At 73.1% G+C, this 26,741-nt stretch carries 21 protein-coding genes; 8 read left to right on the top strand and 13 right to left on the bottom strand.

Annotated features, from left to right (window positions below):
• Both ACOJTC_RS20070 and ACOJTC_RS20065 read left to right on the top strand, forming a co-directional pair.
• A partial coding sequence (locus tag ACOJTC_RS20070) for a dTDP-4-dehydrorhamnose reductase family protein (protein ID WP_420118027.1) occupies nucleotides 1–792 on the top strand: 792 nt, incomplete at its 5' end.
• Nucleotides 793–847: 55 nt separating this feature from the next.
• Nucleotides 848–2,317, top strand: a complete 1,470-nt coding sequence (locus ACOJTC_RS20065; protein WP_420118026.1) for an O-antigen ligase family protein — start codon at nucleotides 848–850, stop codon at nucleotides 2,315–2,317.
• A gap of 57 nt (nucleotides 2,318–2,374) precedes the next feature.
• Here ACOJTC_RS20065 and ACOJTC_RS20060 read toward each other — a convergent pair whose 3' ends face one another.
• Genes ACOJTC_RS20060 through ACOJTC_RS20045 form a run of 4 tightly spaced genes read right to left on the bottom strand, consistent with a single transcriptional unit; the run spans nucleotide 2,375 to nucleotide 7,240 of the window.
• Complete coding sequence (locus ACOJTC_RS20060; RefSeq protein WP_420118025.1) at nucleotides 2,375–3,628, bottom strand: glycosyltransferase; 1,254 nt, start codon at nucleotides 3,626–3,628, stop codon at nucleotides 2,375–2,377.
• A gap of 5 nt (nucleotides 3,629–3,633) precedes the next feature.
• Nucleotides 3,634–4,836 carry a glycosyltransferase gene (locus ACOJTC_RS20055; RefSeq protein ID WP_420118024.1) on the bottom strand — a complete coding sequence of 401 codons (1,203 nt, stop codon included), beginning with the start codon at nucleotides 4,834–4,836 and terminating at the stop codon, nucleotides 3,634–3,636.
• Nucleotides 4,821–6,287 carry a lipopolysaccharide biosynthesis protein gene (locus ACOJTC_RS20050; RefSeq protein ID WP_420118023.1) on the bottom strand — a complete coding sequence of 489 codons (1,467 nt, stop codon included), beginning with the start codon at nucleotides 6,285–6,287 and terminating at the stop codon, nucleotides 4,821–4,823. The genes ACOJTC_RS20055 and ACOJTC_RS20050 overlap by 16 nt, the downstream gene beginning before the upstream one ends.
• The gene (locus tag ACOJTC_RS20045) at nucleotides 6,284–7,240 is read right to left on the bottom strand and encodes an NAD-dependent epimerase/dehydratase family protein (protein WP_420118022.1); all 957 of its coding nucleotides are present in this window, start codon (nucleotides 7,238–7,240) and stop codon (nucleotides 6,284–6,286) included. Before ACOJTC_RS20045 ends, ACOJTC_RS20050 begins: the two co-directional genes overlap by 4 nt.
• Nucleotides 7,241–7,462: 222 nt before the next feature.
• Here ACOJTC_RS20045 and ACOJTC_RS20040 point away from each other — a divergent pair, with 222 nt between their 5' ends.
• Nucleotides 7,463–9,493, top strand: a complete 2,031-nt coding sequence (locus tag ACOJTC_RS20040; RefSeq protein WP_420118021.1) for a hypothetical protein — start codon at nucleotides 7,463–7,465, stop codon at nucleotides 9,491–9,493.
• 49 nt (nucleotides 9,494–9,542) lie between these two features.
• Here the strand turns inward: ACOJTC_RS20040 and ACOJTC_RS20035 are convergent, their stop codons facing one another.
• Nucleotides 9,543–10,082: an acyltransferase gene (locus ACOJTC_RS20035; RefSeq protein ID WP_358170664.1), complete on the bottom strand. Its 540-nt coding sequence runs from the start codon at nucleotides 10,080–10,082 to the stop codon at nucleotides 9,543–9,545.
• A gap of 118 nt (nucleotides 10,083–10,200) precedes the next feature.
• On the bottom strand, nucleotides 10,201–11,409 hold the full coding sequence (locus tag ACOJTC_RS20030) for a glycosyltransferase family 4 protein (RefSeq protein ID WP_420118020.1): 1,209 nt from the start codon (nucleotides 11,407–11,409) through the stop codon (nucleotides 10,201–10,203).
• A 250-nt stretch (nucleotides 11,410–11,659) separates the two neighbouring features.
• Here ACOJTC_RS20030 and ACOJTC_RS20025 point away from each other — a divergent pair, with 250 nt between their 5' ends.
• On the top strand, nucleotides 11,660–12,376 hold the full coding sequence (locus ACOJTC_RS20025) for a NeuD/PglB/VioB family sugar acetyltransferase (RefSeq protein WP_420118030.1): 717 nt from the start codon (nucleotides 11,660–11,662) through the stop codon (nucleotides 12,374–12,376).
• Here ACOJTC_RS20025 and wecB read toward each other — a convergent pair.
• Together wecB and ACOJTC_RS20015 are read right to left on the bottom strand one after the other, a co-directional pair.
• Nucleotides 12,305–13,429, bottom strand: a complete 1,125-nt coding sequence (gene wecB / locus ACOJTC_RS20020) for a non-hydrolyzing UDP-N-acetylglucosamine 2-epimerase (protein WP_420118019.1) — start codon at nucleotides 13,427–13,429, stop codon at nucleotides 12,305–12,307. The two genes, ACOJTC_RS20025 and wecB, sit on opposite strands and share 72 nt — an antisense overlap.
• Nucleotides 13,430–13,493: 64 nt before the next feature.
• Nucleotides 13,494–14,735 (bottom strand): glycosyltransferase, encoded by a 1,242-nt coding sequence (locus ACOJTC_RS20015; RefSeq protein WP_420118018.1) that lies wholly within the window; start codon nucleotides 14,733–14,735, stop codon nucleotides 13,494–13,496.
• 182 nt (nucleotides 14,736–14,917) lie between these two features.
• On the opposite strand from ACOJTC_RS20015, the gene gmd reads away from it, so the two are divergent.
• From gmd to ACOJTC_RS20000, 3 genes are read left to right on the top strand one after another with little or no spacing between them, the layout of a single operon-like run.
• The gene (gene gmd / locus ACOJTC_RS20010) at nucleotides 14,918–15,931 is read left to right on the top strand and encodes a GDP-mannose 4,6-dehydratase (RefSeq protein WP_420118017.1); all 1,014 of its coding nucleotides are present in this window, start codon (nucleotides 14,918–14,920) and stop codon (nucleotides 15,929–15,931) included.
• Nucleotides 15,928–17,130, top strand: coding sequence for a glycosyltransferase (locus tag ACOJTC_RS20005; protein ID WP_420118016.1), 1,203 nt, complete (start codon nucleotides 15,928–15,930; stop codon nucleotides 17,128–17,130). Before gmd ends, ACOJTC_RS20005 begins: the two co-directional genes overlap by 4 nt.
• Nucleotides 17,127–18,251, top strand: coding sequence for a DegT/DnrJ/EryC1/StrS family aminotransferase (locus ACOJTC_RS20000; RefSeq protein ID WP_420118015.1), 1,125 nt, complete (start codon nucleotides 17,127–17,129; stop codon nucleotides 18,249–18,251). The genes ACOJTC_RS20005 and ACOJTC_RS20000 overlap by 4 nt, the downstream gene beginning before the upstream one ends.
• A gap of 39 nt (nucleotides 18,252–18,290) precedes the next feature.
• Here ACOJTC_RS20000 and ACOJTC_RS19995 read toward each other — a convergent pair whose 3' ends face one another.
• From ACOJTC_RS19995 to glgC, 5 genes are all read right to left on the bottom strand, one after another.
• On the bottom strand, nucleotides 18,291–19,595 hold the full coding sequence (locus ACOJTC_RS19995; RefSeq protein WP_420118014.1) for a hypothetical protein: 1,305 nt from the start codon (nucleotides 19,593–19,595) through the stop codon (nucleotides 18,291–18,293).
• Nucleotides 19,592–20,914, bottom strand: coding sequence for a hypothetical protein (locus ACOJTC_RS19990; protein ID WP_420118013.1), 1,323 nt, complete (start codon nucleotides 20,912–20,914; stop codon nucleotides 19,592–19,594). The genes ACOJTC_RS19995 and ACOJTC_RS19990 overlap by 4 nt, the downstream gene beginning before the upstream one ends.
• Entirely contained in the window at nucleotides 20,914–22,278 is a 1,365-nt protein-coding gene (locus ACOJTC_RS19985; RefSeq protein ID WP_420118012.1) for a hypothetical protein, read from the bottom strand. The genes ACOJTC_RS19990 and ACOJTC_RS19985 overlap by 1 nt, the downstream gene beginning before the upstream one ends.
• 160 nt (nucleotides 22,279–22,438) lie before the next feature.
• Nucleotides 22,439–24,076 carry a phosphoglucomutase (alpha-D-glucose-1,6-bisphosphate-dependent) gene (gene pgm, locus ACOJTC_RS19980; RefSeq protein ID WP_420118011.1) on the bottom strand — a complete coding sequence of 546 codons (1,638 nt, stop codon included), beginning with the start codon at nucleotides 24,074–24,076 and terminating at the stop codon, nucleotides 22,439–22,441.
• Nucleotides 24,077–24,149: 73 nt separating this feature from the next.
• Nucleotides 24,150–25,382, bottom strand: coding sequence for a glucose-1-phosphate adenylyltransferase (glgC, locus tag ACOJTC_RS19975; protein WP_357932874.1), 1,233 nt, complete (start codon nucleotides 25,380–25,382; stop codon nucleotides 24,150–24,152).
• A gap of 95 nt (nucleotides 25,383–25,477) precedes the next feature.
• Here glgC and glgA point away from each other — a divergent pair, with 95 nt between their 5' ends.
• Nucleotides 25,478–26,680 (top strand): glycogen synthase, encoded by a 1,203-nt coding sequence (glgA, locus tag ACOJTC_RS19970; protein WP_377683455.1) that lies wholly within the window; start codon nucleotides 25,478–25,480, stop codon nucleotides 26,678–26,680.
• The last annotated feature ends 61 nt before the right edge of the window (nucleotides 26,681–26,741 follow it).

Genomic DNA, 26,741 nt, shown 5'->3' with positions numbered 1-26,741 from the left:
GGTTCCTACCCCCCGCACCTGCTGGCCCGCATCGTCCCGGCCGGCGACGTCACCCGGTTCGACGCCGTCCGGCGGCTCGTCGACGAGCTGCGACCCGACGTCGTCGTCAACTGCGTCGGCGTCATCAAGCAGCGGCCGGACGTGCAGGACGCGGTGCCGACGGTCACCCTCAACGCGCTCCTCCCCCACCTGCTGGCCGACGCCTGCGCACAGGTCGGCGGCCGGCTCGTGCACGTCAGCACCGACTGCGTGTTCTCCGGCCGGCGGGGCGGCTACCTCGAGGACGACCTGCCCGACCCGCCCGACCTCTACGGCCGCTCCAAGCTGCTGGGCGAGGCGACGGGCGCGTCGGCGCTGACCCTGCGCACGTCGATCGTCGGGCACGAGCTGACCACCCGCCGCTCCCTGGTCGACTGGTTCCTCTCCCAACGGGGTCAGGTGCGCGGCTTCACCCGGGCGGTCTACAGCGGGGTGACGACCGTGGAGTTCGCCCGGCTGCTGCGCACGGTGGTCCTGCCCCGGCCGGAGCTGACCGGCCTCTACCACGTCGCCGCCGAACCGATCACGAAGTACGACCTGCTCCGGCTGGTCGCCGAGGTGTACGGGTGGCCCGGTGAGCTGGTGCCGGACGACACGTTCGTCTGCGACCGGTCGATGCGCGCGGACGCCCTCGCCCGCGCCACCGGTTACCGTCCGCCGAGCTGGCCGGACATGATCACCGCGCTGCACGCCGCCCGGGAACGCTGGGCGTCCGACCCGGCCCGGCCGGGCCTTGCGGGCGTACCGCGCTGACGCAGCTAACGACCATCGCCGGCGCTGCCGGCCCGTCGGAGTCGAAGGACATCACGTGGGGAACCGAGTGGGTCAACTGTGCCTGGTCGTCGGGGCGGTCCTGGCCGTGGTGGTCACCACCGTCGCCAGCGTCACCGTCCCGCTGATCGCGGTCGGCGCGGTGGCGCTGCTGCTGCTCGCACTGTTCGCGCTCGCGCAGCAGATGGACGGCTGGCGCTGGCTGCTGGGCCTGACCATGGCGCTGCTGGTCTGCGCCTCGTCCAAGCTGCCGGGCCTGGTGGAGGCCAGCTTCTATCCCCGGTACGCGGCGGTGGCCGCCCTGATCGTCTGGGCGCTGGGCGCGCCGGGCCGGACGGTGGCGCAGGTCGACCCGTGGACCCGCCTGCTCGTCGGCGCGCTGTGGGCGATGGCCGGCCTGGCCACGGTGAGCTTCACCTGGTCGGTGGTGCCGTTGGAGACCCTGCAACGGGGGGTGGCGCTGCTCCTGCTGGCCGCGCTGGTGCACGTCCTGGTCCGCCGCCGGTGGCCCGACCGGGCGGTCATGCTGGCCGACCTGCGCATGGTCTACCTGGTGCTCAGCGGGTCCGCCCTGATCAGCCTCGGCGTCGGGTTCACCGACGGCACGCTCGTCGCCGCGTTGTCGCGGACCGACCGGTTCGAGGGCCTCTACAACAACCCCAACATGCTCAGCATCGTCTGCGCCCTGACCACGCCGCTGGGCTGGGCGGTCTACCGGCAGTCCCGCCGGCGGGTGGAACTGCTCGGCATGGTGCCGGCCGTCGCCTGCCTGCTGCTGTCGCAGTCCCGCACCGGTCTGATCGCCGTGCTCGCCGGGGCCTGCTGGGTCGTGCTGCGCAACGGGCTGGGTCGGGTGGTCCGGCTGGGTGCCGGACTGGCCGTGGGGCTGCTGGTGGCGTACCTGTTCAACCTGCTGCCGGTCCTGTTCACCGGCCCCTGGGTGCGGCAGCTCATGCTGCGCTTCACCGACCCCACCGGCGGTGACCTGTCCAACGGTCGCACCGAGATGTGGCAGGCCACCGTGGACCTGTGGTGGCAGAACCGCCCCACCCTGGGCTTCGGGTACGCCTCCCGCAACCACCTGTTCGCCCTCGCCAGCCTCGACGAGTCCTTCGGGACCGGGGTGAGCGTGGTGCACAACAGCTACCTGCAACTGCTGCTGGAGTTGGGGCTCGCCGCCGTGGCGCCGCTGGTGCTGCTGCTGCTGGCCGTCGGACGGGTCGCCCTGCGCTCCCCGGTGCGCCGGGCCGACTCCGGGCTGGTCTGGCTCGTCGTCACCGGTCTGCTGATCCAGATCACCGAGTCGGCCATCTTCGGCACCGGGCAGACGTACCCGTACGTGTTCTGGTGCGTGGTCGCCGGGGTGCTGCTGCACCTGCCCGGCGAACGCGCCGACGCCGACGGACCGGACGCGGACCCGGCGGCGACCCTGACGACGGCGGCCCCGCCGGGGGGCGCTGCCCCGGCCGGCGACCTGACCCGCCTGCCGGTCCCCGCCCTGCGCTGAGGTAACCCGACGGTGGGCGTCCCGACCGGGACGCCCACCGCTTCTTCCGTGCCCGGCTCAGCGCCGCTCGTCGGCCACCAGGAAGGCGCTGACCTCGGCCCGCCAGGCGCGGTGGTCGAACGACCCACGGGCCCGGGACCGGGCGGCCCGGCTCATCGCCGTCCACTCCTCGTCGCGCAGCCGCAGCGCCCGCTCGATCCCCCACCGCACGTCGTCGGGGCCGTTGCCGTCGAGCACCAGCCCCTCGACGCCGTCGTGCACGTGGGCGGCCAGGTCGCTGGTGTGGTTGAGCAGCACCGGGCAGCCGGCGGCGAGGCTCTCCGGCACCTTGGACGGGAAACCGTTGGCCGCGTACCCGCCGGTGGGGCGGACCAGCATCGAGAAGTGCGACTCCGCGAGCAGCGTCAGCACGGTGTCGCGGGGCACCCGACCGAGGAACCGCACCTCGGCCACGATCCCGTCGAGGACCGAGACGTCCAGGTCGGAGTGGGTGGCGGCGTCCTCGCGGGTGACCCCGGCGATGGTGAGGCTGACCCGGCGCTGCTGCTGCGGGGTGAGCCGGCTGATCCCGCGCAGGATCACGTCCAGCATGTCCTTGCGGCCGGGGGTGCCGGCGTAGAGCAGGCGCAGGCCGGTGGCGAGCGCGGGTGGCCGGGAGGTCGGGAAGTCGTCGCAGTCCACCTGCGGCGGCACCACCAGCACCGTCATCCCGTGCCCGGTGAGGTAGCCGGCCAACGTGGTGGAGACCGCGGTGGCCCGGTCGACCAGCCGGGTGGCCAGGAACGTCGACCAGCGGTGCCGGACGTAGTACGGGGTGAGCCAGCCGTGGCGGAACTGCCGCCGGTCGTGGCGTTCGCTGGCGTCGACCACCACCGGGCAGCGCAGCGCGAGCCGCAGGACCGTCCAGTTGCCCAGCGTCATCAGCGCCATCGGGAGCAGCACCACGTTCACGTCGCCCCGGCGTACCCCCTGCCGGCGGGCGGCCCGCAGCACGCGGACCGGGCGGGCCAGCCGGGCCGGCAGCCGGGTGAGCCGGTGCCGGCCCCGCACGCGCAGGGTGACCAGGTCGACGCCGGCCGGCTCGGGTGGCCGGGCGGGGAAGGCCAGTTCGCAGGGCCAGTCGTTGACGACGAGCGTGCGGGTGCCCTCGGGCGCGGCGGACCGGGCGAGCTGCAACAGCCGATTGGAGGTGGCGTCGCCGTGCGGGAAGGCGTAGGCCCCGACGAGCAGCGGACGCGGTGGGCCGGTGCGCCCGGTCGGTCCGCCGTCGGGCAGGGGTCGCGGGTTCACGACCACGGTCTGTTCGTTCATCTCTGTCACCGTCCCGAGCCGACCGGTGGCCGGCTGCTCTGTCGTGGCGTGCGGTCCCGCCCGGGGCGGGCCGCCGCCCACCGGTGGTAGATCTCCAGGTGGGTGGTGGCTGCCGTGTCGATGGCGAAGGGGCTCTGGAAGAACCGGTCGGCGGCCACCGCGGGGGCGGTCGACGCGGTGTACGCCGCCGCCCGGCCCACCGCCCGCGCCCACACCTGCGGCGGGGCGTCGACCCCGACGACGGTCACGCCGGGCAGCCGCTCGTCGATGAAACGCACGCCCGGCAGGTCGGCGGCGACCGTGCCGACGCCCAACGCGACGGGCTCCAGCACGCCCCCGGGCAGCCCCTCCAGGCAGGACGGGTGGACGACGACGTCGGCCTGCCGCAGCAGCCCGCCCACGTCGTCGCGGGGACCCAGCAGGTGCACCCGGTCGCCCAGCCCGGCGGCGTCGGCCGCCGCGCGGACCCGCTCGTCGTCGGCCGGGTCACCCGGCCCGACGAGCACCGCATGCGCGGACACGCCCCGGTCACGCAGCGCGGCCAGGATCGGCGGCAGCAGCCAGCGGCGTTTCTCGGGTGAGGCCCGGCCCACGGTCACGCAGACCAGGTCGGCCGGTCCCGCGCCGATCAGGGCCCGCAGGTCGTCGGGGCTGGGGCGACGGAGCCGGTCGAGGTCGAGCCCGTTGAGCACCACCCGGCACCGGTGGTCGGCACGCCAGCCCGGGTGGTAACCGAACGTCAGCGAGCTGGGCGAGACACCGAGGATGTCGGTGGCGCAGACGCGCAGCAGCCGCCCGCAGACCCACCGGTAGACCCGGCGGCGCAGGGTGCGCGAGGCGTTGTCGTCGCCCCGGAAGTGCGCGACCCGCCCAGGTACGCCGCGCAGCGCGCCCAGCGCGAGCGGCACACCCGAGAAGTTGGCGCAGTCGGCGTGCACCACGTCTGGGCGCAGCCGCCCAAGCAGCCGCAGGAACCGCAGCGGGAAGCGCGGGTCGAGGGGGATCGCGGTGACGCTGCCGCCGTGCCGGGCGACCACGTCGGCCAGTGGTCCCGGGCCGATCCGGTCGCTGAGGGTCACCAGGTGCAGGTCGACGCCGCCGGCCGCGAGCCGGGGCAGCAGTTCGGCGGTACGCATCTCGGTGCCGCCGAAGTTCAGCTCGCCGACGACCCGCAGCACCCGCAGCCGGCCGGTCACGACGGACCGCACCGGGCCAGCGCCCGCCGGTAGCCCACCAGCGCGGCCGGCACCATGGTCGACAGGTACGCGACGCAGGCCGCCGCCGGCAACCCGGCCAGGCCGAACTGGCGCAGCCCCCAGACCTTGAGCACGGTGGCCAGCACCAGGAACGCCGCCCATCCGACGAACTGCGGCCGGAGCAGGCCGATGCTGTTCTGCACCATGATCAGCGGGGAGGTGACCGCGACCAGCAGCGACCAGCCGGCCAGTCCGACGAGGACGGGCAGCCGGATCGTCGACCGGTCGACGGACCCGAGCCAGAGCGCGATCAACCGGTGGCCGGTCACGACCAGCGCCAACCCGACCGAGCCCACGACCACGCCGTAGAGCAGCACCATGCGCCGGGTGTTGCGGCGTACCCAGTCCACCTCGCCCCGGGCCAGGGCGGCGCCGTTGACCGGCCAGACCGTCATGCCCACCAGCCCGACGAAGACCCACAGCACGCCGAACAGCTTCCCCACGACCGCGTAGTGCGCCGCCGCCGCGAGCCCCAGCACGTTGGCGACCAGCGGGTTGTCCACGTTCAGCGCGATCGACGACATCGTGGTGAGCACGAAGAACCGCACGCCCAGCCGGAGCAGGCCGGCGACGGTGTCGCGGTGCACGAGTCGCGGCCCCGGCCGGTGTGCCGGCGGGCAGGACCAGAAGTAGGTGACGGTGTTGAGCAGGTTGGTCACCGGCACCGCCAGCACCGCACCGGCGACGACCACCAGCGGTGGCCAGCCGGCGGTGATGGCGGCGAGCACCACGGCCAGGGCGGCCAGGGCCCCGGCCGACTGCCAGGCGTTGCTCTGCACCATCTGGCCACGGGCGTACTGCACCCGCTGGACCAGCGAGAGCGGAATGTTGACGACGAAGGCACCGAAGCAGATCAGGACCAGGGTGGGGGTCTGCGCGGCGACGCCCGGGTCACCGACGGCGAACAGCTCCACCCAGGGCACCACCGGCGTCACCACCAGCAGGGCGGTCAGCAGCAGCACCGCGACCACGCCGAGGGTGGCGAACGCGCCGGAGATCTCCCGGGCCTGCTGGCGGGGGTCGTCGGCCAGTTGGCCGAGCCGGGTGAGCAGCCCGTTGCCCAGCCCCAGGTCGGCGAACCAGGCCATCCCGGTGAGCGCGGTGATCGCCATCCACAGGCCGTACCGCTGCTCGCCGAGGTACCGGAAGCAGGCGGGGGTCATCACCAGCGGCGCGGCCAGGCCGATCCCCTTGGCCACCATCGCGGTGGCGATGCCCACCGTGACGGTCCGGTCCCGGCCCGGTCCCGACGCCGGGAAGCCGGCCGGCGGCGCGGCGGTGGCCGTGGTACCGGTGGCCGTCGTACCGGTGGTGGCCGTCGCGGCGTTCGTCGTCGTCGCGGCGGCGGCCGTCGCGGCGGTGGGGGCCGTGCCGGCGGCGGCCCGGCCCACGGCCCGGGTCACCGGAGGGTGGCGGGGGCGACGGCCAGCCGCTCGGCCAGCCACTCGGCCGTGGCCCGCAGTCCCTGCCGGCGCGCCACCGGGGTGACGTCCGGGAACAACTCCCGCAGGGCGGTGTTGTCGGCCAGCGAGTGCGGGACGTCCCCGGTACGCGGTGCCACGTGTTCCCGGGCGATCGGCCGGCCGAACAGCTCCTCCAACTCGTCGAGGACCTGGAGCAGGCTGGCCCGCGCGCCGAAGGCGAGGTTGACCGGATGCGGATGGTGCACCCGGCGGCGCAGCGCGTCGAGGATCACCTCGCAGACCGTGCCCACATAGGTGAAGTCGCGGGACTGGGTGCCGTCGCCGTGCACCTCGACCGGCTCACCGCGCAGGGCGGCGTGGGTGAACCGGGGGATGACGGCCGCGTACGGGTGGTCGTGGCGCTGCCCGGGGCCGAACACGTTGAAGAACCGGAACGCCAGCGTGGGCAGCCCGAACGACGCCTGGTGGGCCAGCGCGTACGCCTCGGTGGCGAGCTTGCTGGCCGCGTACGGGCTCATCGGCCGGGTCCAGGTCAGCTCCACCTTGGGCAGTGCCGGGTTCATCCCGTACACCGACGAGGAGGAGGCGACCAGCACGTGCCCCACGTCGTGCCGGCGGGCCGCCTCCAGCACCATCAGCGTGCCGGTGGCGTTCGCGTGGTGGGAGGCGAGCGGGTCGCGCAGCGACCGGGGCACGCTGGGCAGCGCGGCCAGGTGGACCACCGCCTCCCGGCCCGCCATCGCCGCGTCCAGGGCCGCCGGGTCCAGGATCGACCCCTCGACGAGGTCGACGTCCAGCCCGGCGAGGTTGCCCCGCAACCCCACCGAGAAGTCGTCGAGGACGCTGACCTCCTTGACAGCCGGCTCGCCGAGCGCGGCGCGGGCCAGGTTGGCGCCGATGAAACCCGCGCCACCCGTGATCAGAATGCGCATGAACCACCCCCATGTACGCACATCACCTGTACATCGAGCCGGGACGCGGCACGTTACGGCGGCGACGCGAAATTCACCCTGCCCACGGCGGGGACGTCGGCCTCCGGGCGGGCCGGCATCCGCCGAACGGCCGACGGTGCTGTCCGGGAGCCGACCGAAAAACGCCGTGAGCTGCGCAAACGCGCACAGTGACTGCATCGTCGTGCGTCGTGGAGGTGGGGGATGCCCGAGCTGATCGTCTACCGGTCCAACGCCCTGATGTCGGTCAGGTCGCGGTTCGACGCCACCCGGGACGTGGTGATGCCGGCCAACCTCGCGTACCCCCAGGGGATGGTCGGCCTGTGGCACTCCGGCCTGCCGCAGGTGAGCCTCGTGCCCTCGACCGCGACCGACGCCCAGGTGTGGCCGGTGATGTCCGCCGTCGGCACCCGCATCCACGACACCTCCGACGACAACTGCCCGATCAACACCGGCTGGTCCTACGTCGGCGGCAACCACGGCTACAACGTCGGCAACCAGATCGTGGTGGCCAACCACGGCAAGACGACCGCCGACGTGGGGTCGCAGTGGAGCGACGGGACCCGCATCTTCACCCTGCTGGCCGTCACCAACGCCAGCAGCCTGCTGTTCGGCAACCCGTACACCGTGGTGGACGGCATCGCGCAGGGTGCCCGGGTGAAGCCGGCCGGGCCGCTCACCCACGTCTCGGGGGCGACCAACCGGACCACCGTGCCGATCACCAATCTCACCCCGGACGTGCAGATCCGCCCCGCCACCCACTCGCACACGGTCGCCGTCGAACTCGACGGGCGGCCGGTGCCCGACGGTCGGTCGACAGGCCTGGAACTGGTGATCCGGGAGTCCTACCTCATCCCGTCCTACCAGGGGATGATCGACACGGCGCGGGCGAACGTCGGCACCCCGATCGCCACGATCATGCCCAGGATCCCGTCGCTGTGCCGGATCGCCAACGTCTACCGCTGGTCGCCCGGCGGCGGCCTGCTCGTCACCCAGACGGTGACCGCCCTGACCCGGTTCGCCCTCAACGCGGGCGTCACCCAGTGCGCGCCGCTGACGCCGGTGACGGGCGGGTCCCGCCGGCAGTTCATGCCGAACGTGGGGGTGGCCGGCGGCCTGAACTGGTCGGTCTGGGCCAACATCGACACCCTCGCCGCGCTCACCGACGTCACCCCGGCGGCCCTCGTCGACCGGAGGATGCCGGCGGCCAGCATGACCCAGTGGGTGGTCAGCGGCGGCGGCGTGCAGCAGTGGGGCATCGCCGTCGGACTGCTGCCGGTCGCGGACGGGGTGCCGCAGGTCCGCGCCCGCTACACCACCGCCAAGAGCTGGTTCATCAGCTCCAGTCTGAAGAAGAACTACCCGCAACTGGTGTGGGGGCGCACCCTGGCCGCCGGGGAGTCGGTGACCGGGACCGCCTACCGCCGCTACCTGGCCCCGCCGTCGACCGCCACCGAACTCGTCGTCTCCACCGGCGACGACGACTTCGTGGTGATCGAACGGGTCGGCACCGTCGCCCAGGCCGAGCTGGCCGCGCCGCAGCTGTTCCACCGGCTGCTGGTCCCGGTGGGCGCGACGAACCTCACCGTGCCCGACCGGGTCACCGTCGCCGGGGTGCCGTACGCCGTGCCGGCCTCCCCCGGGTACGGGACGTGGCGCGCGGACCCCGACGAGGCCCTGCCGCAGCCGCTGCCGGGGGCGTCCCGGGCCCGGGGCGGCTACTTCCTCGTCCGGTCCGGCCCGACGGTGGAGAGCACCTGTACCGGCGCCTACCAGCGGCTGCTGCTGCACCCGTTCTTCCTGGCCGAGCCGACCCCGGTCGACCGGGCGTGCGTGGAGGTGACCCGGGTCGGCACCGGTGTGCTGCGCCACGGCGTGTACGCCCACGACCCGGCCACCGGTCGGCCCGCCCTGCTCGGCCCGGTCGCCGACTTCGGCACCGTGGCCGTCACCACCGTCGGGGTGAAGGAGTCGGTGCTGGGCGCGCCCGTCCTGCTGCCGGCCGGCTGGCACTGGTACGCGCAGGTGTGGCAGGTCAGTGGCGGCACCGCGCCCACGGTGCGGGCCGGTGGCGTCGGCTGCGCCACCGTGCTGAACCTGGGTTCGACGGCGGCGGCGATGACCGGCGACCGGTTCGGCTACGAGGTGAGCGCGGTGACCGGAGCGCTGGGGGCGATCAACATCGGTGGGGTGCACGGGTTCCCCCCGCCGCAGGTCGCCTACCGGCGGGCCTGACCCGGCGGCCGAGCAGGCGGTCGGGTGATCGGGCGGGGCGTCGTCGGCGTCAGCCGGTGGGGACGCCGTAGATCCGCTTCATCGCCTCGTGCTTGGCCGGGACGGGCAGGTGCCCGATGCCCAGCGACTTGGCCCGCAGCCGTTCCAGGTACTCGTCGGTGGTGCGCACCGGCCGGGCCGGGACGCCGGCCGCCACGGTGTTGTCCGGGACGTCCCGGGTGACCACCGAACCGGCCCCGATGACGCACCGGTTGCCGATGGTGACACCCGCCAGGATCATCGCGCGCATGCCGATGTAGACGTCGTCGCCGATCGTGATCGGCGCGGTCCAGTCGAGGTCGGGGTACTCCTTGCGGAGGATCAGCGTGCCACCGTCGTGGGTGATGAACTGCACCTCGGAGGTGACGTAGACGTTGTCGCCGATGGTGATCAGCCAGGGTTCCGAGCCGAACATCGCCCGGTTGACCCCGTAGAACCTGACCCGGCCGGTGAGGTTGACCCCCAGGGACCTGACGAACGCCTCGGGGTCGCGGGACGCGGCCAGATGGTCCCGTACGCGCCGGGCCATCGTACGAACACGACTGGGCACTGGCTGTCCTCGATCGCAGGTCGGGTACGGTCACGGGCTGCCGGCACCAGCCGGGTCCGGTCACTGGCACAACGAGCCGGGTACGGCCCCGGTGACGGGTGGCCACCGCCCTCGGCGGTCAGCGGCAGAACTGGCGGGCGTGTTCCAGCACGTTCAGTTCCCGGTGCCGCTGCCGCCAGTGCCGGTAGCGCCGCCCGGCGGTGGCCTTGGCCTCGGCGCGTTCGGCGGGTGTCCGGTCGGCGAGCAGGTCCAGGGCCCGGCTGAGGCCGGCCGCCGTCGCCGGCCGGACCACCATCCCGCCGGTGTCGGCGATCAGGTCGCTGAACGGCGTGTTGTCCGAGCAGACGACCGGGCAGCCCGAGGCCAGGCTCTCCAGGATCACGTGGCCGAAGTTCTCGCCGAGGGTGGGGAAGAGGAAGGCGTCGTACCGGCTGAACGTCGGCATGACGTCCGCCGCCACGAGTTCGCCGAGGTAGCGGACCCGGACGTGTCCCGGCATGGCCGCGATGAGCCGTCGGCAGCGCGACCAGTAGTGCGGGTCCTCCGGCGGGCCGAAGATGTCGAACTCCACCGGCCGGGTGACGCCGGCGACCGCCTCCAGGGCGGTGGACAGGTTCTTCATCGGCGAGATCCGGCCTACGAAGACCAGTCGCAGGGGGCCGTCGTGCATGACGACGGGTGGAGGCGGGTCCGCCGGGATCGGGCTCTCGTTGCCGTTCACCATCACCTGCGCCCACGGCAGGTTGGCCCGGATCTGCCGCTCCTCCAGCACGCTGCACGCCTGCCAGCGCACCCGCGCCCGACGCAGTAGCGGCGCCCACAGCGCCAGGAAGATCCGCTTCTTGGTCGACCTGATCGCCAGGGCGCCGGGCGACAGCTCGCCGCGCGGGGCGACCAGGACGGCCCCGACCCGGACCAGACGCAACGCCGCCGCCAGGATCGCCAGTACCGAGAACAACGACCAGATGCTGTTGACGTAGAGCAGGTCGACCGGACGGGCCCGGACGTGGCGGACCAGCCGGACCCAGTGCCGGGGCGCCCACGGGTTCAGGTAGAAGACGGCGGACCGCCCGTCGCGTCGCAGCAGCGTTCCGGACAGACCGGGGTACGGTGCTGACGAGCCAAGGTCCCGGTCCCGGGTGATCAGGGTGACGTCGAGATCCCCCGGCAGGGTGTCCAGGATGAACCGCAGCGAGCGGATCGGGCCGCCGCCCCGGAAGCCCGGCTCGAACACCCCTGCGGTCGCGACCACCCGGTAGGTGCCCACGGACCGTCGTGGCGTGCCGGCGACGTCCAGGGAGGGCAGCCTTGTCAACTTGTTCACCATCGGTCCACCTTCACCGTGCCGCCCGAGAAGCGGCGTCCCGTAGGGATGTCGACACCGCGCGGGCCGTGGCCGCAGGGCCCGACCCGGGCGGGAGGTCGCAGTCGAGGGGAGGGGTGCGTCCACAGGCCGTGGACTCGACCCGTACCGCCGTCCACGCCGGGCAGGCACCGGCGGTGCGTTGCGGGCGTGGCGGGCGGAGCGCGACCGGCGCTCCCCGTGGCCGAGGGGGCAACGGTTGACGACCGACGTAGTGATCGTAGGCGCGGGCGGGATGGGCAGGGAGATGTTCGGGGTAATTCGGCTGCTCAACGCCCGCGCGGCAGGTACGCGGCCGTGGCGGGTCCTCGGCTTCGTCGACGACTACCCGACCGAGGAGAACGTGGCCCGGGTGCGGCGGCTCGGTGTCCCCTTCCTCGGCCCCACCCGCTGGCTCGCCGGTGGCCCGGCGGGCCTGACGGTGGCGCTGGGCGTCGGGCATCCCCGGTTGCGCCGCGAGACCGACCGGGCCCTCGCCCGGTACGGCCTACCCGCCGCCACGGTGGTGCACCCGGCTGCCGAGATCGGGCCGGACTGCGTCTTCGGGGAGGGGCTGTTCGCGGCCGGCGGGGCCCGGGTGACGACGAACGTGGTGCTGGGCCGTCAGGTGCACCTCAACCAGAACTGCACCGTGGGGCACGACAGTGTGCTCGGCGACCACGTCTCGGTCAATCCGCTCGCCGCGGTCTCCGGCTACTGCCGGCTGGACGACGGCGTCATGGTGGGCACCACCGCCGCCGTCCTGCCGGGACTGCGGGTCGGTCGGGACGCCGTGGTGGGCGCGGGCGCGTGCGTGACCCGGGACGTCCCGGCGGGCACGGTGGTCACCGGGGTGCCCGCCCGGCCGGTGACGCCCGGGTCAGCGGCGGATGCCCGCCCAGTCGTGGTGCCGGCGCACGGTCGACAGGATGAAGTCGACCACCCGGCGTGAGGTGTCCGGGACCCGGTAGTCCGGCGGGCAGTCGACCGGACCGGTCGCCACCTGGTCCACCACGACCCGTACGCCCTCCACCACGCCGGCCGGGTCGAGGCCGGTCATCACGATCGCCCCGGCGTCCAGCGCCTCGGGGCGTTCGATGGACTCCCGCAGGGTCACCGCCGGGAAGCCGAGGATCGCCGCCTCCTCGCTGACGGTGCCGCTGTCGGACAGCGTGCACCGGGCGTGCCGTTGCAGGGTCACGTAGTCGAAGAAGCCGAACGGCTCGTGGAAGGTGATGCCGTCCAGGAGCGTGCCGTCGACGGCGAGCACCTCCAGCCGCTTGCGGGTACGCGGGTGGGTGGAGACCAGCAGCGGCAGCCGCCACTCGTCGCGTACCGCGCACAGGCAGTCGAGCAGCCGCCGGAGCCGGTCCGGGTGGTCGACGTTCTCCTCGCGGTGGGCGCTGACGACGAAGTAGCCGCCCGGTTCGAGGGCGAGCTGCGCCAGGATGGTGGACCGTTCGATCTGTGGCCGGTAGTGGTCGAGCACCTCCCGCATGGGTGAGCCGGTGTGCAGGATGCGGCGGGGGTGCAGGCCCTCGGCGAGCAGGTTGCGCCGGGCGTGCTCGGAGTAGACCAGGTTGAAGTCGGCGACGTGGTCGACCAGCCGCCGGTTGGTCTCCTCCGGCACGTTGAGGTCGAAGCAGCGGTTGCCCGCCTCCATGTGGTAGACGGGCACCTTCATCCGCCGGGCCATCAGCGCCGCGATGGCGCTGTTGGTGTCACCGAGCACCAGCAGCGCGTCCGGTCGCAGCTCGCCGATCGCCTTCTCGGTGCCGACCAGCACCGCGCCGAGCAGGCTGCCGAGCGACCGGGTGTCGGCCCGCAGGAAGCGGTCGGGCGGGCGTACGCCCAGCTCGGTGAAGAAGATGTCGGACAGCGCCGGGTCCCAGTTCTGTCCCGTGTGCACCAACGTGTGCTCCACGGTGCGGTCCAGCGTGTCGATCACCCGGGCCAGGCGGATGATCTCCGGTCTGGTCCCGACGACGGTCATCACCCGGGTCACGGACGTCTCCTCGTGGTTGGTCTCGGTGGTTGCGGGCACCGCCGGCCGGACGGGTCGGCGGTGGTCACGACATCCGGCCCTGCGGGGGCACCCGGTGCGGCGGTTCGTCGACCGCCCGCCACGCCTGGTCGAGCACGCTGACCCGGGGCCGGCTGAGCCGCCACCGGCGGTAGGCCTCCCCCGCGCTGAGCCGCGCCGCGCGTCGCTGGGCGGGCGGGGCGGTGGCGCTCCGGGTGAGCAGCGCGCCCAGCGCCGCCGGGGTCAGCTCGGTGAGCACCTGCCCACCGCCGTCGTGCAGCACGGACGTCCACGGCGTCCGGTCCGAACAGATCACCGGGCAGTACGCCGCGAGGCTCTCCGCGATGGCGTTGCCGAAGTTCTCGCCCCGGGTCGGCAGGACGGACGCGTCGTACCTGGCGAACGTCGGGCCGACCTGCCCGGGGGGAAGCTCACCCCGGTAGCTGACCACCGACGGGTCCGGCAGGGCCGCCCACAGTTCCCGGCAGCGTTGCCAGTACCTCGGGTCCTCGACCGGGCCGTAGACGTCCAGCCGGACCGGGGCCCGGACGTGGGCGAGCGCGGCGAGCAGCAGGTCGAGGTTCTTCATCGGGGAGATCCGGCTGATGAAGACCAGCCGCATGTGGTCGGCGGGCGGCAGCTCGGCCGGGGCGGGGTGCGGCTCGGGGCCGGGGGCGATCGCCACCACCCCGATGCGGGCCCGGGGCAGCACCCGGCGGATGTCGGCGGCCTCCTGCGGGCCGGTGGCGTGCCACAGCACCCGGGGGCCCCGCAGCATCCACCGCCAGCCGGCCAGGAACACCCGCTTGCGCAGCCGGTGCAGGCCGAGGGCGGCCGCGCCGAACTCGCCCCGGGGGGCCACCAGGATGCGTTCCGCCCGCAGCAGGCCGAGCCGGGCCGCGACGATGGGCATGATCGAGAAGACCGACCAGACGCTGTTGACGTAGAGCAGGTCGAACCGGGCCGAGCGCAGCGAGCGCCAGAGCGTCCGCCAGTGCGCCGGGTGCCGTGGGCCGAGATAGAAGATGTCGGTGCGGCCCCGGCGTACCCAGGTGCCGGACAGGCCGGGATAGGCGGCGGGGCAACCGAGGTCGCGGTCGCGGGTCAGCAGGACGGTGGCGACACCGGCGCTCGCCGTGTCGAGCACGTCGGACAGGGATCGCACGGGTCCTCCGGCGCGCCAGCCGGGGCTGAAGTAGCCGGCCGTGACGAGGACCCGGAAACTCTTCCCGTCGGCTTCGGCCAACCGTTCGTCGACTTCCGTCGCGGGGCTGGTGTCGCCGGCCATCCTCGCTCCTCGCTGAAGACACGAAACTGAGTGGCTCAACGAGCGGAGACGCTTTTCGTGACTGCGTTCCGCAATTATCGCGAAGCTGTCGAACATTAGCCGCAAAACCCGCAGCAAGCAGGGTGTAAGCCGGTATAAGGAAGTCGGCGAACACACATCTGACCCGGCCCGAGAGGACCCCCATGTCGCGAGTGGCACTCATATCCGGCACCACCGGTCAGGACGGTAGTTATCTGTCCGAGTTCCTACTCGACAAGGGCTACACGGTGCACGGGATAAAGCGAAGGTCGTCCTCGTTCAACACCGAACGGATCGACCGGGTCGACGTCCATCCCCGCGACGGCGAGGCCCGGCTGTTCCTCCACTACAGCGACCTGTCCGACCCGGCGTCGTTGACCGCGCTGATCCGCGACATCCGGCCGGACGAGATCTACAACCTCGGCGCGCAGAGCCACGTCCGCGTCTCCTTCGACATCCCCGGCTACACCGCCGACGTCACCGGGCTCGGTGCCCTGCGGATGCTGGAGGCGGCCCGGGCGGCCGGCGTCGACTGCCGCTTCTACCAGGCGTCCTCGTCGGAGATGTTCGGTTCCGCCCCGCCCCCGCAACGCGAGCAGACCCCGTTCCACCCCCGCAGCCCGTACGCGTGCGCCAAGGTCTACGCCTACTGGACGGCGGTCAACTACCGTGAGTCGTGGGACATGTTCTGCGTCAACGGCATCCTGTTCAACCACGAGAGCCCCCGGCGGGGCGAGAACTTCGTCACCCGCAAGATCACCCGTGCGGTCGCCCGGATCGAGGCCGGCATCCAGGACAAGCTCTACCTGGGCAACCTCGACGCCGTCCGGGACTGGGGCTACGCCCCGGAGTACGTCGAGGCGATGTGGCTGTCCCTGCAACAGGACACCCCCGACGACTACGTGGTGGCCACCGGCGAGGGGCACTCGGTGCGGGAGTTCGTCGAGGCCGCCTTCGACCGGGTCGGGCTCGACTGGCAACGGTACGTCGAGATCGACCCCCGTTACTTCCGCCCGGCCGAGGTCGACGCGCTCATCGGCGACTACACCAAGGCCCGGCGGCGGCTGGGCTGGGCGCCCAAGACCCTCTTCGGCGACCTGGTACGGATCATGGTGGACGCCGACCGGCAACTGCTGGAGGACGAGCGGATGGGACGCCTGGTGCGGGTGGACCGATGAGGATCACCGTCGAGGCCACCCCCATCCGGCCGGGCCACGCCGCCGGCGTCGAGGCGTTCACCTACGGCCTGCTCACCGGCATGGCCGCCGACACCTCATGCGAGCTGCGGGTGAACATCCTGCGGGGCACCCTGGACCGGTGGCGCGAGCAGGTGCCCGCCGACCGGCTCGGCTGGGCCGAGGTCACCCAGCCGCTGCGCTCGGACACCGCCGGCGGGCAACTGCTGCGCCGGTGGACACCGACCCGGGTCCGCGACTCCCTCGCCGTACGCCGGGCGGTCAACGCGGTCCGGCAGCGTTCGGTGCCCCGGCAGCGCGGCGCGGACGTCACGCTCCACCCGTTCCACAGTGCCCCGATCGGTCCCGGCCCGTCCGTCGTCGTCGTGCACGACCTGCGGCACCTGCTGGCCGCCTTCCACGCCCCCGGTTTCGCCGCGGTGGTCCGGGAGAACGTGGCCCGCGCCGACGCCGTGGTGGTCACCTGGCCGCACCCGTACCGGGAGATGTTGCGGCTGTTCCCCGAGGCGGCGGAGCGGACCGCGCTCATCCCGACCCCGACGTTCCAACCCGCGCCCGCCCGCGCCGCCGCGCGCCCCGAACCGGGCCTGCTGCTCTACCCGTCGTCCACCGCGAGCCACAAGAACCACGCGACGCTGCTGGAGGCGATGGCGCTGCTGCCGCAGTGCCGGCTGGTCTGCCCCGGGCCGCTGGTCGAGCCGGACGCCAGCCGGCTGCTCGCCCGCGCCGCGCAGCCCGACCTGCGCGGCCGGGTCTCCTTTCCCGGTTTCGTCACCCTCGACGAGCTGAACGCCCTCTACGCCCGCGCCGACGCGGTGGTGATCCCGTCGCTGTGGGAGGCGGCGAGCGGTGCCATGCTGGAGGCGTTCAGCTGGGGCCTGCCCGTCGCCTGCGCGGACGCCGAGCCGCTGCTGGCGCAGTTGGAGTTCACCGGGGCCGAGGCGGCCGTCTTCCGGGCCACCGACCCCGCCTCGCTGGCCGAGGCGGTCTACCGGCTGCTGGCCGACCGGGCGCACTACGCCGCCGCCGCCCGGCACGCCGACGGCCGGCTGGCCACCCGCACCTGGACGGCGACCGGCGGCGACTACCTCGACGTGCTGCGCTGGGTGGCCGACGGCCGGCCCGGACCGATGCCGCGCTCGGCGTTCGCCGCCGAACTGACCGGGGAGGAACCCTCGTGAGCCTGACCGACGACCGCTATCCGGTGGCCCGTCCGAGCCTGTCCGACCTGGAGGAACGGTACGTCGTCGAGGCCGTGCGCAGCGGCTGGGTCTCCTCCCAGGGCCCCTTCCTCACCGACTTCGAGGACCGCTTCGCCCGCCGGTGCGCCGCCGGTACGGCGGTCGCCACCGCCAACGGCACGGTCGCCCTGCACCTGGTCCTCGCCGCCGCCGGCATCGGTCCGGGCGACGAGGTCATCGTGCCCGCGCTGACCTACGTGGCGACCGCGAACGCCGTCGCGTACTGCGGGGCGCGGGCGGTCTGCGTGGATGTCCTGCCGCAGAGCTGGTGCGTCGACCCGGCCGCGGTCGCCGCGGCGATCGGGCCACGCACCCGGGCGGTCGTCGCCGTCGACCTGTACGGCCACCCCGCCGACTACCCGGCCCTGCGTGCGCTGTGCCACCGGCACGGCCTGCTCCTGGTGGCCGACGCCGCGGAGTCCTTCGGGGCCACCCTCGACGGGGAGCCGACCGGTTCCCTGGCCGACGCCACGACCTTCTCGTTCTTCGGCAACAAGGTGATCACCGCCGGCGAGGGCGGCTGCGTGACCACCTCCGACACCGCGCTGGCCGAGCGGATGCGGCTGCTGCGCAACCAGGGCATGGACCCGCGGCGGCGGTACTACTTCCCGGTGCTGGGCTACAACTACCGGATGACGAACCTGTCCGCCGCGCTGCTCTGCGCCCAGCTCGACCGGGCCGACGAGATCATCGCCCGGCGGGACGCGGTGATCGCCGGCTACGAGGCGCAGCTCGCCGACGAGCCGTCGCTGTCGGCCCAGCCGGTGCTCGCCGGCGTCCGCCGCGCGCCGTGGATGGCCTGCTTCCTGGTCGGACCCGCCGGGGACGCCACCTCCCGGGACGCGCTGGCGCTGGCGCTGGACCGGCTCGGCGTGGAGACCCGGCCCTTCTTCGTGCCGATCCCCGAGCTGCCCGCCCACCACGATCCGACGGCGCACTGCCCGGTGACCGTCGACCTGAGCCGGCGGGGCATCAACCTGCCCACGTATCCGGAGCTGACCGAGCCGGGGGTCAAGACGGTGGTGGAACGCGTCCGCGCCGCCCTGGCGGCCGTCGGCTGAGCCGTCGTCCCGGCCGACGCCACCCGGTTCCGCTCCCGATCAGCCCATGGGTGGGACCGGGTGGTGTCGACGGTGAGCCGGTGGGTGGGACCGGCCATCCCCCCGGTGGGCCGGCGGGTGGCCGGCCACCCGCCGCAGCAGCAGCAGGTAGCTGCCCGCCCAGGCGACCGCGCTGACCAGGGCCAGCGCCGCGAGAGCGCCCGCCGCGCCGACCGCCCCGCCCAGGACCGCCGCACCGACGACCACCGGCACCCGCAGCCCGCCCAGCAGGACGCCGAGCAGGATCGCCCGGCGACTCGCCTGCTCCACCCGCAGCCCGGCGAAGCCGACGGCGGCCGGCACCGCGAACAGGCTCTCCAGCGCCAGCAGCACCAGCAGGCTACGGGCCAGTTCCCAGTTGCCGCCGAGCAGCATCCTGCCCAGCGGGTCGGGCAGCAGGGCGACCGCCGCCGTCATCGGCAGGACACCGACGGCCACCAGCAGCGAGACCCGCACGGCCGCCCGGGACCGGACCGACCGGGACGCGGTACGGGTGCGGGCCAGGTAGGGCAGGGTCAGCGTGGCCGCGGTGGACAGAAGCAGATTCACCGGCCCCAGCAGGGTCCGCCCGGCGCTCAACGCGCCGACCACCGGGGTGCCCGCGAAGGCGGCCACCGCGCTCAGCGACACCTGCGCCGACCCGGTGGTGAGCAGGAACTGCGTACCGAATCCCAGCGCGACCCGGCGCTGCGTCCGGTCGACGTACCAGCCGGGCCGCAGGGCGTAGCCGCGCCGGACCGCGACGACCACGCCCACGCCGCCGCCGCCGACCGCCCAGCCGGCCACCACCCACGGCGCGTCGACCAGGCCGAGCAGGCCGGCCAGCGCGGCGCAGCAGGTGACCGCCGCCCAGGTCGCCTCCTGCCACAGCGCGCCCGACGGGACGCCGAGCCCGACGGCGACCGCCTTCGCGTGGTCGTAGAGCACCAGGCCCGGCAGGGCGAGGCCCACCCCGACCAGATAGGGCGACCCGTAGGCCACCCCGGCGGCACCGACCGGGCCACCGCAGAGCACGCCGAGCAGGACGACCCGTCGGGTGGCCGTGGCGACGCCCGTCCCCGCCGCCAGCGTCGCCTCGGTCACCATGCTGCGCACCAGCCCGGAGCCGAGCACGTAACACGAGAAGGCCAACGCGAACTCGCCCACCCCGCCGATCGACTCCAGCCGGGTGACGGTGACCGCCACCAGCAGGTTGCCCCCGCTGGACAGCCCCCCGACGACCAGCGCGAGCAGGGCCCGGCGACCGCGTCGGGGGGCATCCGGGGGACCGGCGCGGCCAGCCCGGGAGCGGACCGGAACGGTCACCGGACGGCACCCACCGGCAGCCTCACCTCGTCGTCGCGACCGGCGGGGCCGCTGCGGGTCAGCCACAGCAGCAGGAAGACCGGTGCGGCCGACACCACGTGTTGCAGGAACCCGATGGTGCAGTCGGGATAGGTCCCCGACCAGAGCAGCACGTCGGAGAAGACCAGGCAGAACAGCGTCAGCCGGACCGGGCCGGGCCGGCTCCGCCAGCGCAGCAGCAACGCCACGAAGCCCGCCCAGAAGGCGTGCACGGCCACCATGCCGGCGGGCCCGTCGAAGAACCAGATGTTGCCCAACAGCAGGAAGGTGTACGCCGACGTCGGCCCCCCGCCGAGGAACTGGTTGATCTGCTGCCCGGTGGACAGCGCCGGCCGGTCCGGATCGAGCACCCGGGGCACCAGCCCGTACCTGAAGTAGTCGGCGACACCGGGCTGGCCGATCTCGACCGGCACCTCGAACGCCGCCACGGCGGTGAGCTGGCTGTCCAGCCGGAGCCGGTCGGCAGCGGTGACCTGGGTGTCCACCGCCACCCCCCGCTCCTCCCGGATGGCGTTGCGCTGGGCGAACATGGCGGGCCAGGCGAGCAGGAGCACCACCGCCCAGAGCAGGAGGTGACGCAGCCGGAAGACCCCGCAGACCGCCCCGGCGGCGGCGACGAAGAACACCAGGGCGACCAGCGGCGCGGACCGGGCCGTCAGCGCCGCGACGTACGCCTCCACCCCGACGAGCACGGCCACCCAGCAGTACAACCGCTGCGACGACAGCCGACCGCTGAGGTGGCTGCCCACCAACAGGGCGAAGCCCAGGGTGCCCCAACCGGAGAAGAGGGCGCACACCATCGCGAGAGGGTTGTCGGACAGGTCGCCGGACACCTGGGCGACGACGGTCCCCCGCCCGAGGTGGGCCCCGGTGATGCTCGCCACCATCCCGGTCAGGGTCACCAGCCGGGCCACCGGGTAGATCCGGGGATAGCGGGCGGTCGCCTGTCGCATCCCCTGCCGCCACCGGGGATCGGGACGCCCGAGGAACAGGCCCATCGTCTCCACGCTGACGCTGCCCACCAGGGCCAGCCCCACCAGGAGCACGATGAAGCCGGTCTGCGGGTTGTCGTTGAGCACCGCCATCGGGAGGATGAACACCGCGTACGGGGCGAGCACCAGGAAGCTGACCGGATAGCACCGCAGCAGCCCGCCGACCAGCTCCCGCTGCCGTCGGGACCAGCCGCCGTGGCCCGGCCCGGCCGACCCCGCGCCGCTCACCCCGAGCCCGGTTCCACAGTCGACGACCAGCTGCCCTCCGGCCGCCCTGGGCCCGATCATCAGGCGTCCCCCTCGCGGTGAACGCCATGCCGACCGGGGCCACGCAACGCTCCCGAACGCGTACGCCCGCCGGCAGGCGGCGCCAGACGGTCACCTGCCCCGAGGGGGATCCTGCGGGTCAGCCACAGCAGGAAGAAGACCGTCATGGCCGACACCACGTGTTGCAGGAAGGCGATCGTCGACTCGGGGTAGGTGCCGGACCACAGCAGCACGTCCGAGCAGACGAGGCAGAACAGGCTCAACCGGGCCGGGCCGGGCCGGGCCCGCCACCGCAGCAACAAGGCCACGAAGCCCGCCCAGAAGGCGTGCACACCCAGCACCCCGACGGGCCCGTCGAAGAACCAGATGTTGCCCAGCAGCAGGAAGTTGGAGGCGGACGTCGGGCCGCCGCCGAGGAACTGGTTGATCTGCTGCCCGGTGGACAGCGCCGGCCGGTCGGGATCGACGATCCGGGGCACCAGCCCGTACCGGAGGTGGTCGACGAGGCCGGGTTGACCGAGGTCGACGGGGACCTCGATGCCCGCGACGAGGGTCAACTGCCGGTCCAGGCGGATCCGGTCCACTGCCGTCACGGCATCGCTCACCTCGATGCCCTGGTCCTGGCGGATCTCGTTGCGGTATTCGAAGATGGCCGGCCACAGCAGGACCATCACCACCGTGCCGAGCAGCAGGTACCGCAGCCGGAACACGCCACAGACCACCCCGGCGGAGACCACGAAGAAGAGGAAGGCGACCAGGGGGGCGGTGAGGGCGGTCAGCATGGTGACGACCGCCTGGGTGGTGACGAGCGCGGCGAGCCAGCCGTACAGCTTGCCCCGGGACAGTCGGCCGCCCAGGTGGCTGGCGACCAGCAACGCGAAGCCGAGCGCGCCCCAGCCGGAGAAGAGCTTGGTCAGCGCCACCATCGGCGCGTCGGACAACTCCCCGGAGATCTGCGCGACGATACTCCCCCGCCCGAGGTAGGTGCCCAGCAGATCGGCCGCGATGCTGGTCAGCGTCACCAGCCGGGCCACCGGATAGATCCGGGGATAGCGGGCGGTCGCCTGTCGCATCCCCTGCCGCCACTGCGGATCGGGACGCCCGAAGAGCAGACCCAGCGTCTCCACCGAGACGCTACCCAGCAGGGCCAACCCCACCAGGAGCACGATGAAGCCGGTCTGCGGGTTGTCGTAGAACACCGCCATCGGAAAGATCAGCAACGCGTACGGGGCGAGCACCAAGAAGCTGACCGGATAGCAGCGCAACAGCCCACCGACCAGCTCCCGCTGTCGTCTCGACCGGGCGCCTCGGGACGGGCGGACCGCCCGGGGGGCGATGGCGTCGATCTGCGGTCCAGGGTCGGTGACCACCCTGGACCAGACCATCAGATGTTCCCCTCGCTGTTTTCGGTCGCCTCATGCGCAACGAGGCAGCGGGAGCGGCGACACGCTCACCGGGAGAAAACCCCGGGAAACGGGCGTGGACGACTACGCCCCGCCGGTCACCGTGCGGTGACCGCCGGGGCGCGACGACCTCGTCCGGCTGCTAGCCCAGCACCTCGTCGACCAGGGACTTCGCCTCGTCCTGGATGCGGGCCAGGTGCTCCGGGCCCTGGAACGACTCGGCATAGATCTTGTAGACGTCCTCGGTGCCCGAGGGGCGGGCGGCGAACCAGCCCGACTCGGTGGTCACCTTGAGCCCACCGATGGACGCGCCGTTGCCCGGGGCGCTGGTCAGGGTGGCGGTGATCGGCTCGCCGGCCAACTCGGTGGCGGTGACCTGCTCCGGGGACAGCCGGCCCAGCACCGCCTTCTGCTCCCGGCTGGCCGGGGCGTCGATCCGGGCGTACGCGGGTGCGCCGAAGCGCTCGGTCAGTGCGGCGTAGTGCTCGCTCGGGGTCCGGCCGGTGGTGGCGATGATCTCGGCGGCCAGCAGGCAGAGCAGGATGCCGTCCTTGTCGGTGGTCCACGTGCTGCCGTCGCGGCGTAGGAACGACGCCCCGGCGCTCTCCTCGCCGCCGAAGCCGACCGTGCCGTCGAGCAGCCCGGGGACGAACCACTTGAAGCCGACAGGCACCTCCAGCAGCGGCCGGCCCAGGTCGGCGGCGATCCGGTCGATCATCGAGGAGGAGACCAGGGTCTTGCCGACGGCCGCCGCCGGACCCCACTGCGACCGGGTACGGAACAGGTGCCCGATCGCCACCGCCCGGTAGTGGTTGGGGTTCATCAGGCCCCCGTCGGGGGTGACGATGCCGTGCCGGTCGGCGTCGGCGTCGTTGCCGGTGGAGACCTGGAAGCGGTCCCGGGCGGCGATCAGCGACGCCATCGCGTTGGGCGACGAGCAGTCCATCCGGATCTTGCCGTCGCCGTCGAGGGTCATGAACCGCCAGGTCGGGTCGACCAACGGGTTGATCACGGTGAGGTCGAGGCGGTGCCGCTGCGCGATCTCACCCCAGTAGGCGACGCTGGCCCCGCCGAGCGGGTCGGCCCCGATCCGCACCCCGGCGTCGCGGATCGCGTCGATGTCGAGCACCGACGGCAGGTCGTCGACGTAGCCGGCGAGGAAGTCGTACGTGCCGGTGGTGTCGGCGGCGCGCGCCCGCGCGTACGGGATGCGTCTGACCTCCTTGAGCCCGGCGGCCAGGATCGCGTTCGCCCGGTCCTGGATCCACCTCGTGACGTCGGTGTCGGCGGGCCCGCCGGTGGTCGGGGTGTACTTGAAGCCGCCGTCGTCGGGCGGGTTGTGCGCGGGGGTGATCACGATGCCGTCGGCGAGCCCGTCGGTGCGCCCCCGGTTGTGGGTGAGCACGGCGTGCGACAGCGCCGGGGTGGGGGTGTAGCCGTCGCGGCTGTCCCGCAGCACGGTCACCCCGTTGCCGGCGAGCACCTCCAGCGCGTCGGCCTCGGCGGGGGCGGAGAGCGCGTGGGTGTCCCGGGCCAGGAACAGCGGCCCGGTCAGGCCCTGTTCGCGGCGGTAGTCGCACAGCGCCTGGGTGACGGCGAGGATGTGGTCGGAGTTGAACGCGTTGCGCAGGCTGGACCCCCGGTGGCCGGAGGTGCCGAAGGAGACCTGCTGCGCCGGGTCGTCCGGGTCCGGGTGCTCGGCGTAGTAGGCGGTCACCAGCCGGGGCACGTCGACCAGGTCGGCGGGCTCGGCGGGCTGTCCGGCACGGGGGTGGGCCACTGCGGAAACCTCCTCGGGTGGTACGGGGCGGGTGCGGTGTCTTCCCGGCAGCGGCCGGGTCACACACCCGGGCTCAGGGCTCGACGCGCTGCCCCTTGCCGATGACGACGACGCCGTTGTCGGAGACCGTGTAGCGCTGCCGGTCCTTCTCCAGGTCGACCCCGATCTCGGCGCCCTCGGGCACGAAGACGTTCTTGTCGAGGATGGCCCGGCGGATCACGGCGTGCCGGCCCACCTCGACGCCCTCCATCAGCACCGCGCCGTCGACCTGCGCCCAGGAGTGCACCTTGACCTTGGGCGAGACGACCGAGTTCTCCACCAGCGAGCCGGAGATCACCGCGCCGGGCGAGATCATCGAGCCGACGGCCCGGCCCACCCGCTCGCCCCACTGGTGGACGAACTTCGCCGGCGGGTACGGCGGCTGGTCGGTGTAGATGGGCCAGTCGAAGTTGTAGAGGTTGAACACCGGGTGCACGTTGATCAGATCCATGTGCGCGTCGTAGAACGAGTCGAGCGTCCCCACGTCCCGCCAGTAGCCCCGGTCCCGGTCGGTGCTGCCGGGCACCTCGTTGTCCTTGAAGTCGTAGACGTTGGCCTCGCCCCGCTCGACAAGCATCGGAATGATGCTGCCGCCCATGTCGTGCTTGCTGGTCTTGTCGGCCGCGTCGCGTTCCACGACCTCGCAGAGCGCCCGGGTGGAGAAGACGTAGTTGCCCATCGAGGCGTAGATCTGGTCGGGGGCGTCGGGCAGGCCGACCGCGTCGGTGGGCTTCTCCCGGAACGCCCGGATCCGCTTGCCGTCCTCGCCGACCTCGATCACGCCGAACTGGTCGGCCATCGACAGCGGTTGGCGGATGCCGGCGACGGTGACCGCCGCGCCGGAGGCGATGTGGTCGTCGACCATCTGCCGGGGGTCCATCCGGTAGATGTGGTCGGCGCCGAAGACGATCACGTAGTCCGGCTGCTCGTCGTTGATCAGGTTGAAGCTCTGGTAGATCGCGTCGGCGGAGCCGGCGAACCACCACGGGCCCCGACGCTGCTGGGCCGGCACCGGCGTGACGTAGTTGCCGAGCAGCGTCGACATCCGCCACGTCTTGGTGATGTGCCGGTCCAACGAGTGGGACTTGTACTGGGTCAGCACGACGATCTTGAGAAAGCCGGCGTTCGCCAGATTGGACAGGACGAAATCGACCATGCGGTACATCCCGCCGAACGGGACGGCCGGCTTGGCCCGGTCCGCGGTGAGCGGCATCAGGCGCTTGCCCTCTCCACCGGCCAGGACGATCGCGAGCACCTTGGCAGCCATGACCAGACGCTATCCATACCGCTGCGACTTCACCACTCGTACGGGCACAGTTCCGCGACCGGTGCGCGGCCGGATTCTGCACTAGGGTGCCGGGCATGACCGACTCCGCCCCGCTGCGCGTGGACCTGCTGACCCGCGAGTATCCGCCGGAGGTGTACGGCGGGGCCGGGGTGCACGTCGAGTACCTGGCCCGGGAACTGCGCCGGCTCGCCGACGTCCGGGTGCACTGCTTCGGCGCGGCCCGCGACGAACCGGGCGTCACCGCGTACCCCGAGCCGGCCGCCCTGGACGGCGCGAACGCGGCTCTGCGCACCATGGGCGTCGACCTGGCGATGGCCGCCGGCTGCGCCGGCACCGACGTGGTGCACAGCCACACCTGGTATGCCAACCTGGCCGGGCACACCGCCAAGCTGCTGTACGGGGTGCCGCACGTGGTGACCGCGCACAGCCTGGAGCCGCTGCGCCCGTGGAAGGCCGAGCAGCTCGGCGGCGGCTACGCGCTCTCCTCGTGGTGCGAGCGGACGGCGATGGAGTCCGCCGACGCGATCGTCGCGGTCAGCGCGGGGATGCGCCGGGACGTGCTGACCGCCTACCCGGCGGTGAACCCCGACCGGGTGCGGGTGGTCTACAACGGCATCGACACCGCCCAGTACTCCCCCGACCACGGCACCGACGTGCTGGACCGGCTGGGCATCGACCCCGCCCGCCCCAGCGTGGTGTACGTCGGGCGGATCACCAGGCAGAAGGGCCTGCCCTACCTGCTGCGGGCGGCCCGGGAGCTGCCCGCCGACACCCAGCTCGTGCTGCTCGCCGGCGCACCGGACACCCCGGAGATCGCCGCCGAGGTGGAGGGTCTGGTCACCGAGTTGCGGGCCAACCGGTCCGGGGTGGTCTGGGTGGCCGAGATGCTGCCCAAGCCCGAGGTGATCCAGGTGCTCACCCACGCCACGATCTTCGTCTGCCCCTCGGTCTACGAGCCGATGGGCATCGTCAACCTGGAGGCGATGGCCTGCGAGACGGCGGTGGTGGCGACCGCCACCGGCGGCATCCCCGAGGTGGTCGCCGACGGCGAGACCGGGCTGCTGGTGCCGATCGAGCAGGCCGGCGACGGTTCCGGCAACCCGCTGGACCCGGACCGCTTCGTCGCCGACCTCGGCAGGACGATCAACGGGTTGCTGGCCGACCCGAAGCGCACCGAGGCGTTCGGTCTCGCCGGCCGGCGGCGGGCCGTGGAGCACTTCTCCTGGGACGCCATCGCCGTCCAGACCCTGGAGCTGTACCGCTCACTGCTCGCATAGGGCGGGTTCTTCTCCCCGTCCTCCCGCCGCTGCCACGCAGGCTGGGCGGAGCAGGGGCCGG

The sequence above is a fragment of the Micromonospora sp. genome, from assembly GCF_048594385.1.
GTDB classification, from domain to species: domain Bacteria; phylum Actinomycetota; class Actinomycetes; order Mycobacteriales; family Micromonosporaceae; genus Micromonospora; species Micromonospora wenchangensis.
This window is presented reverse-complemented; position numbering and strand designations above follow the sequence as displayed.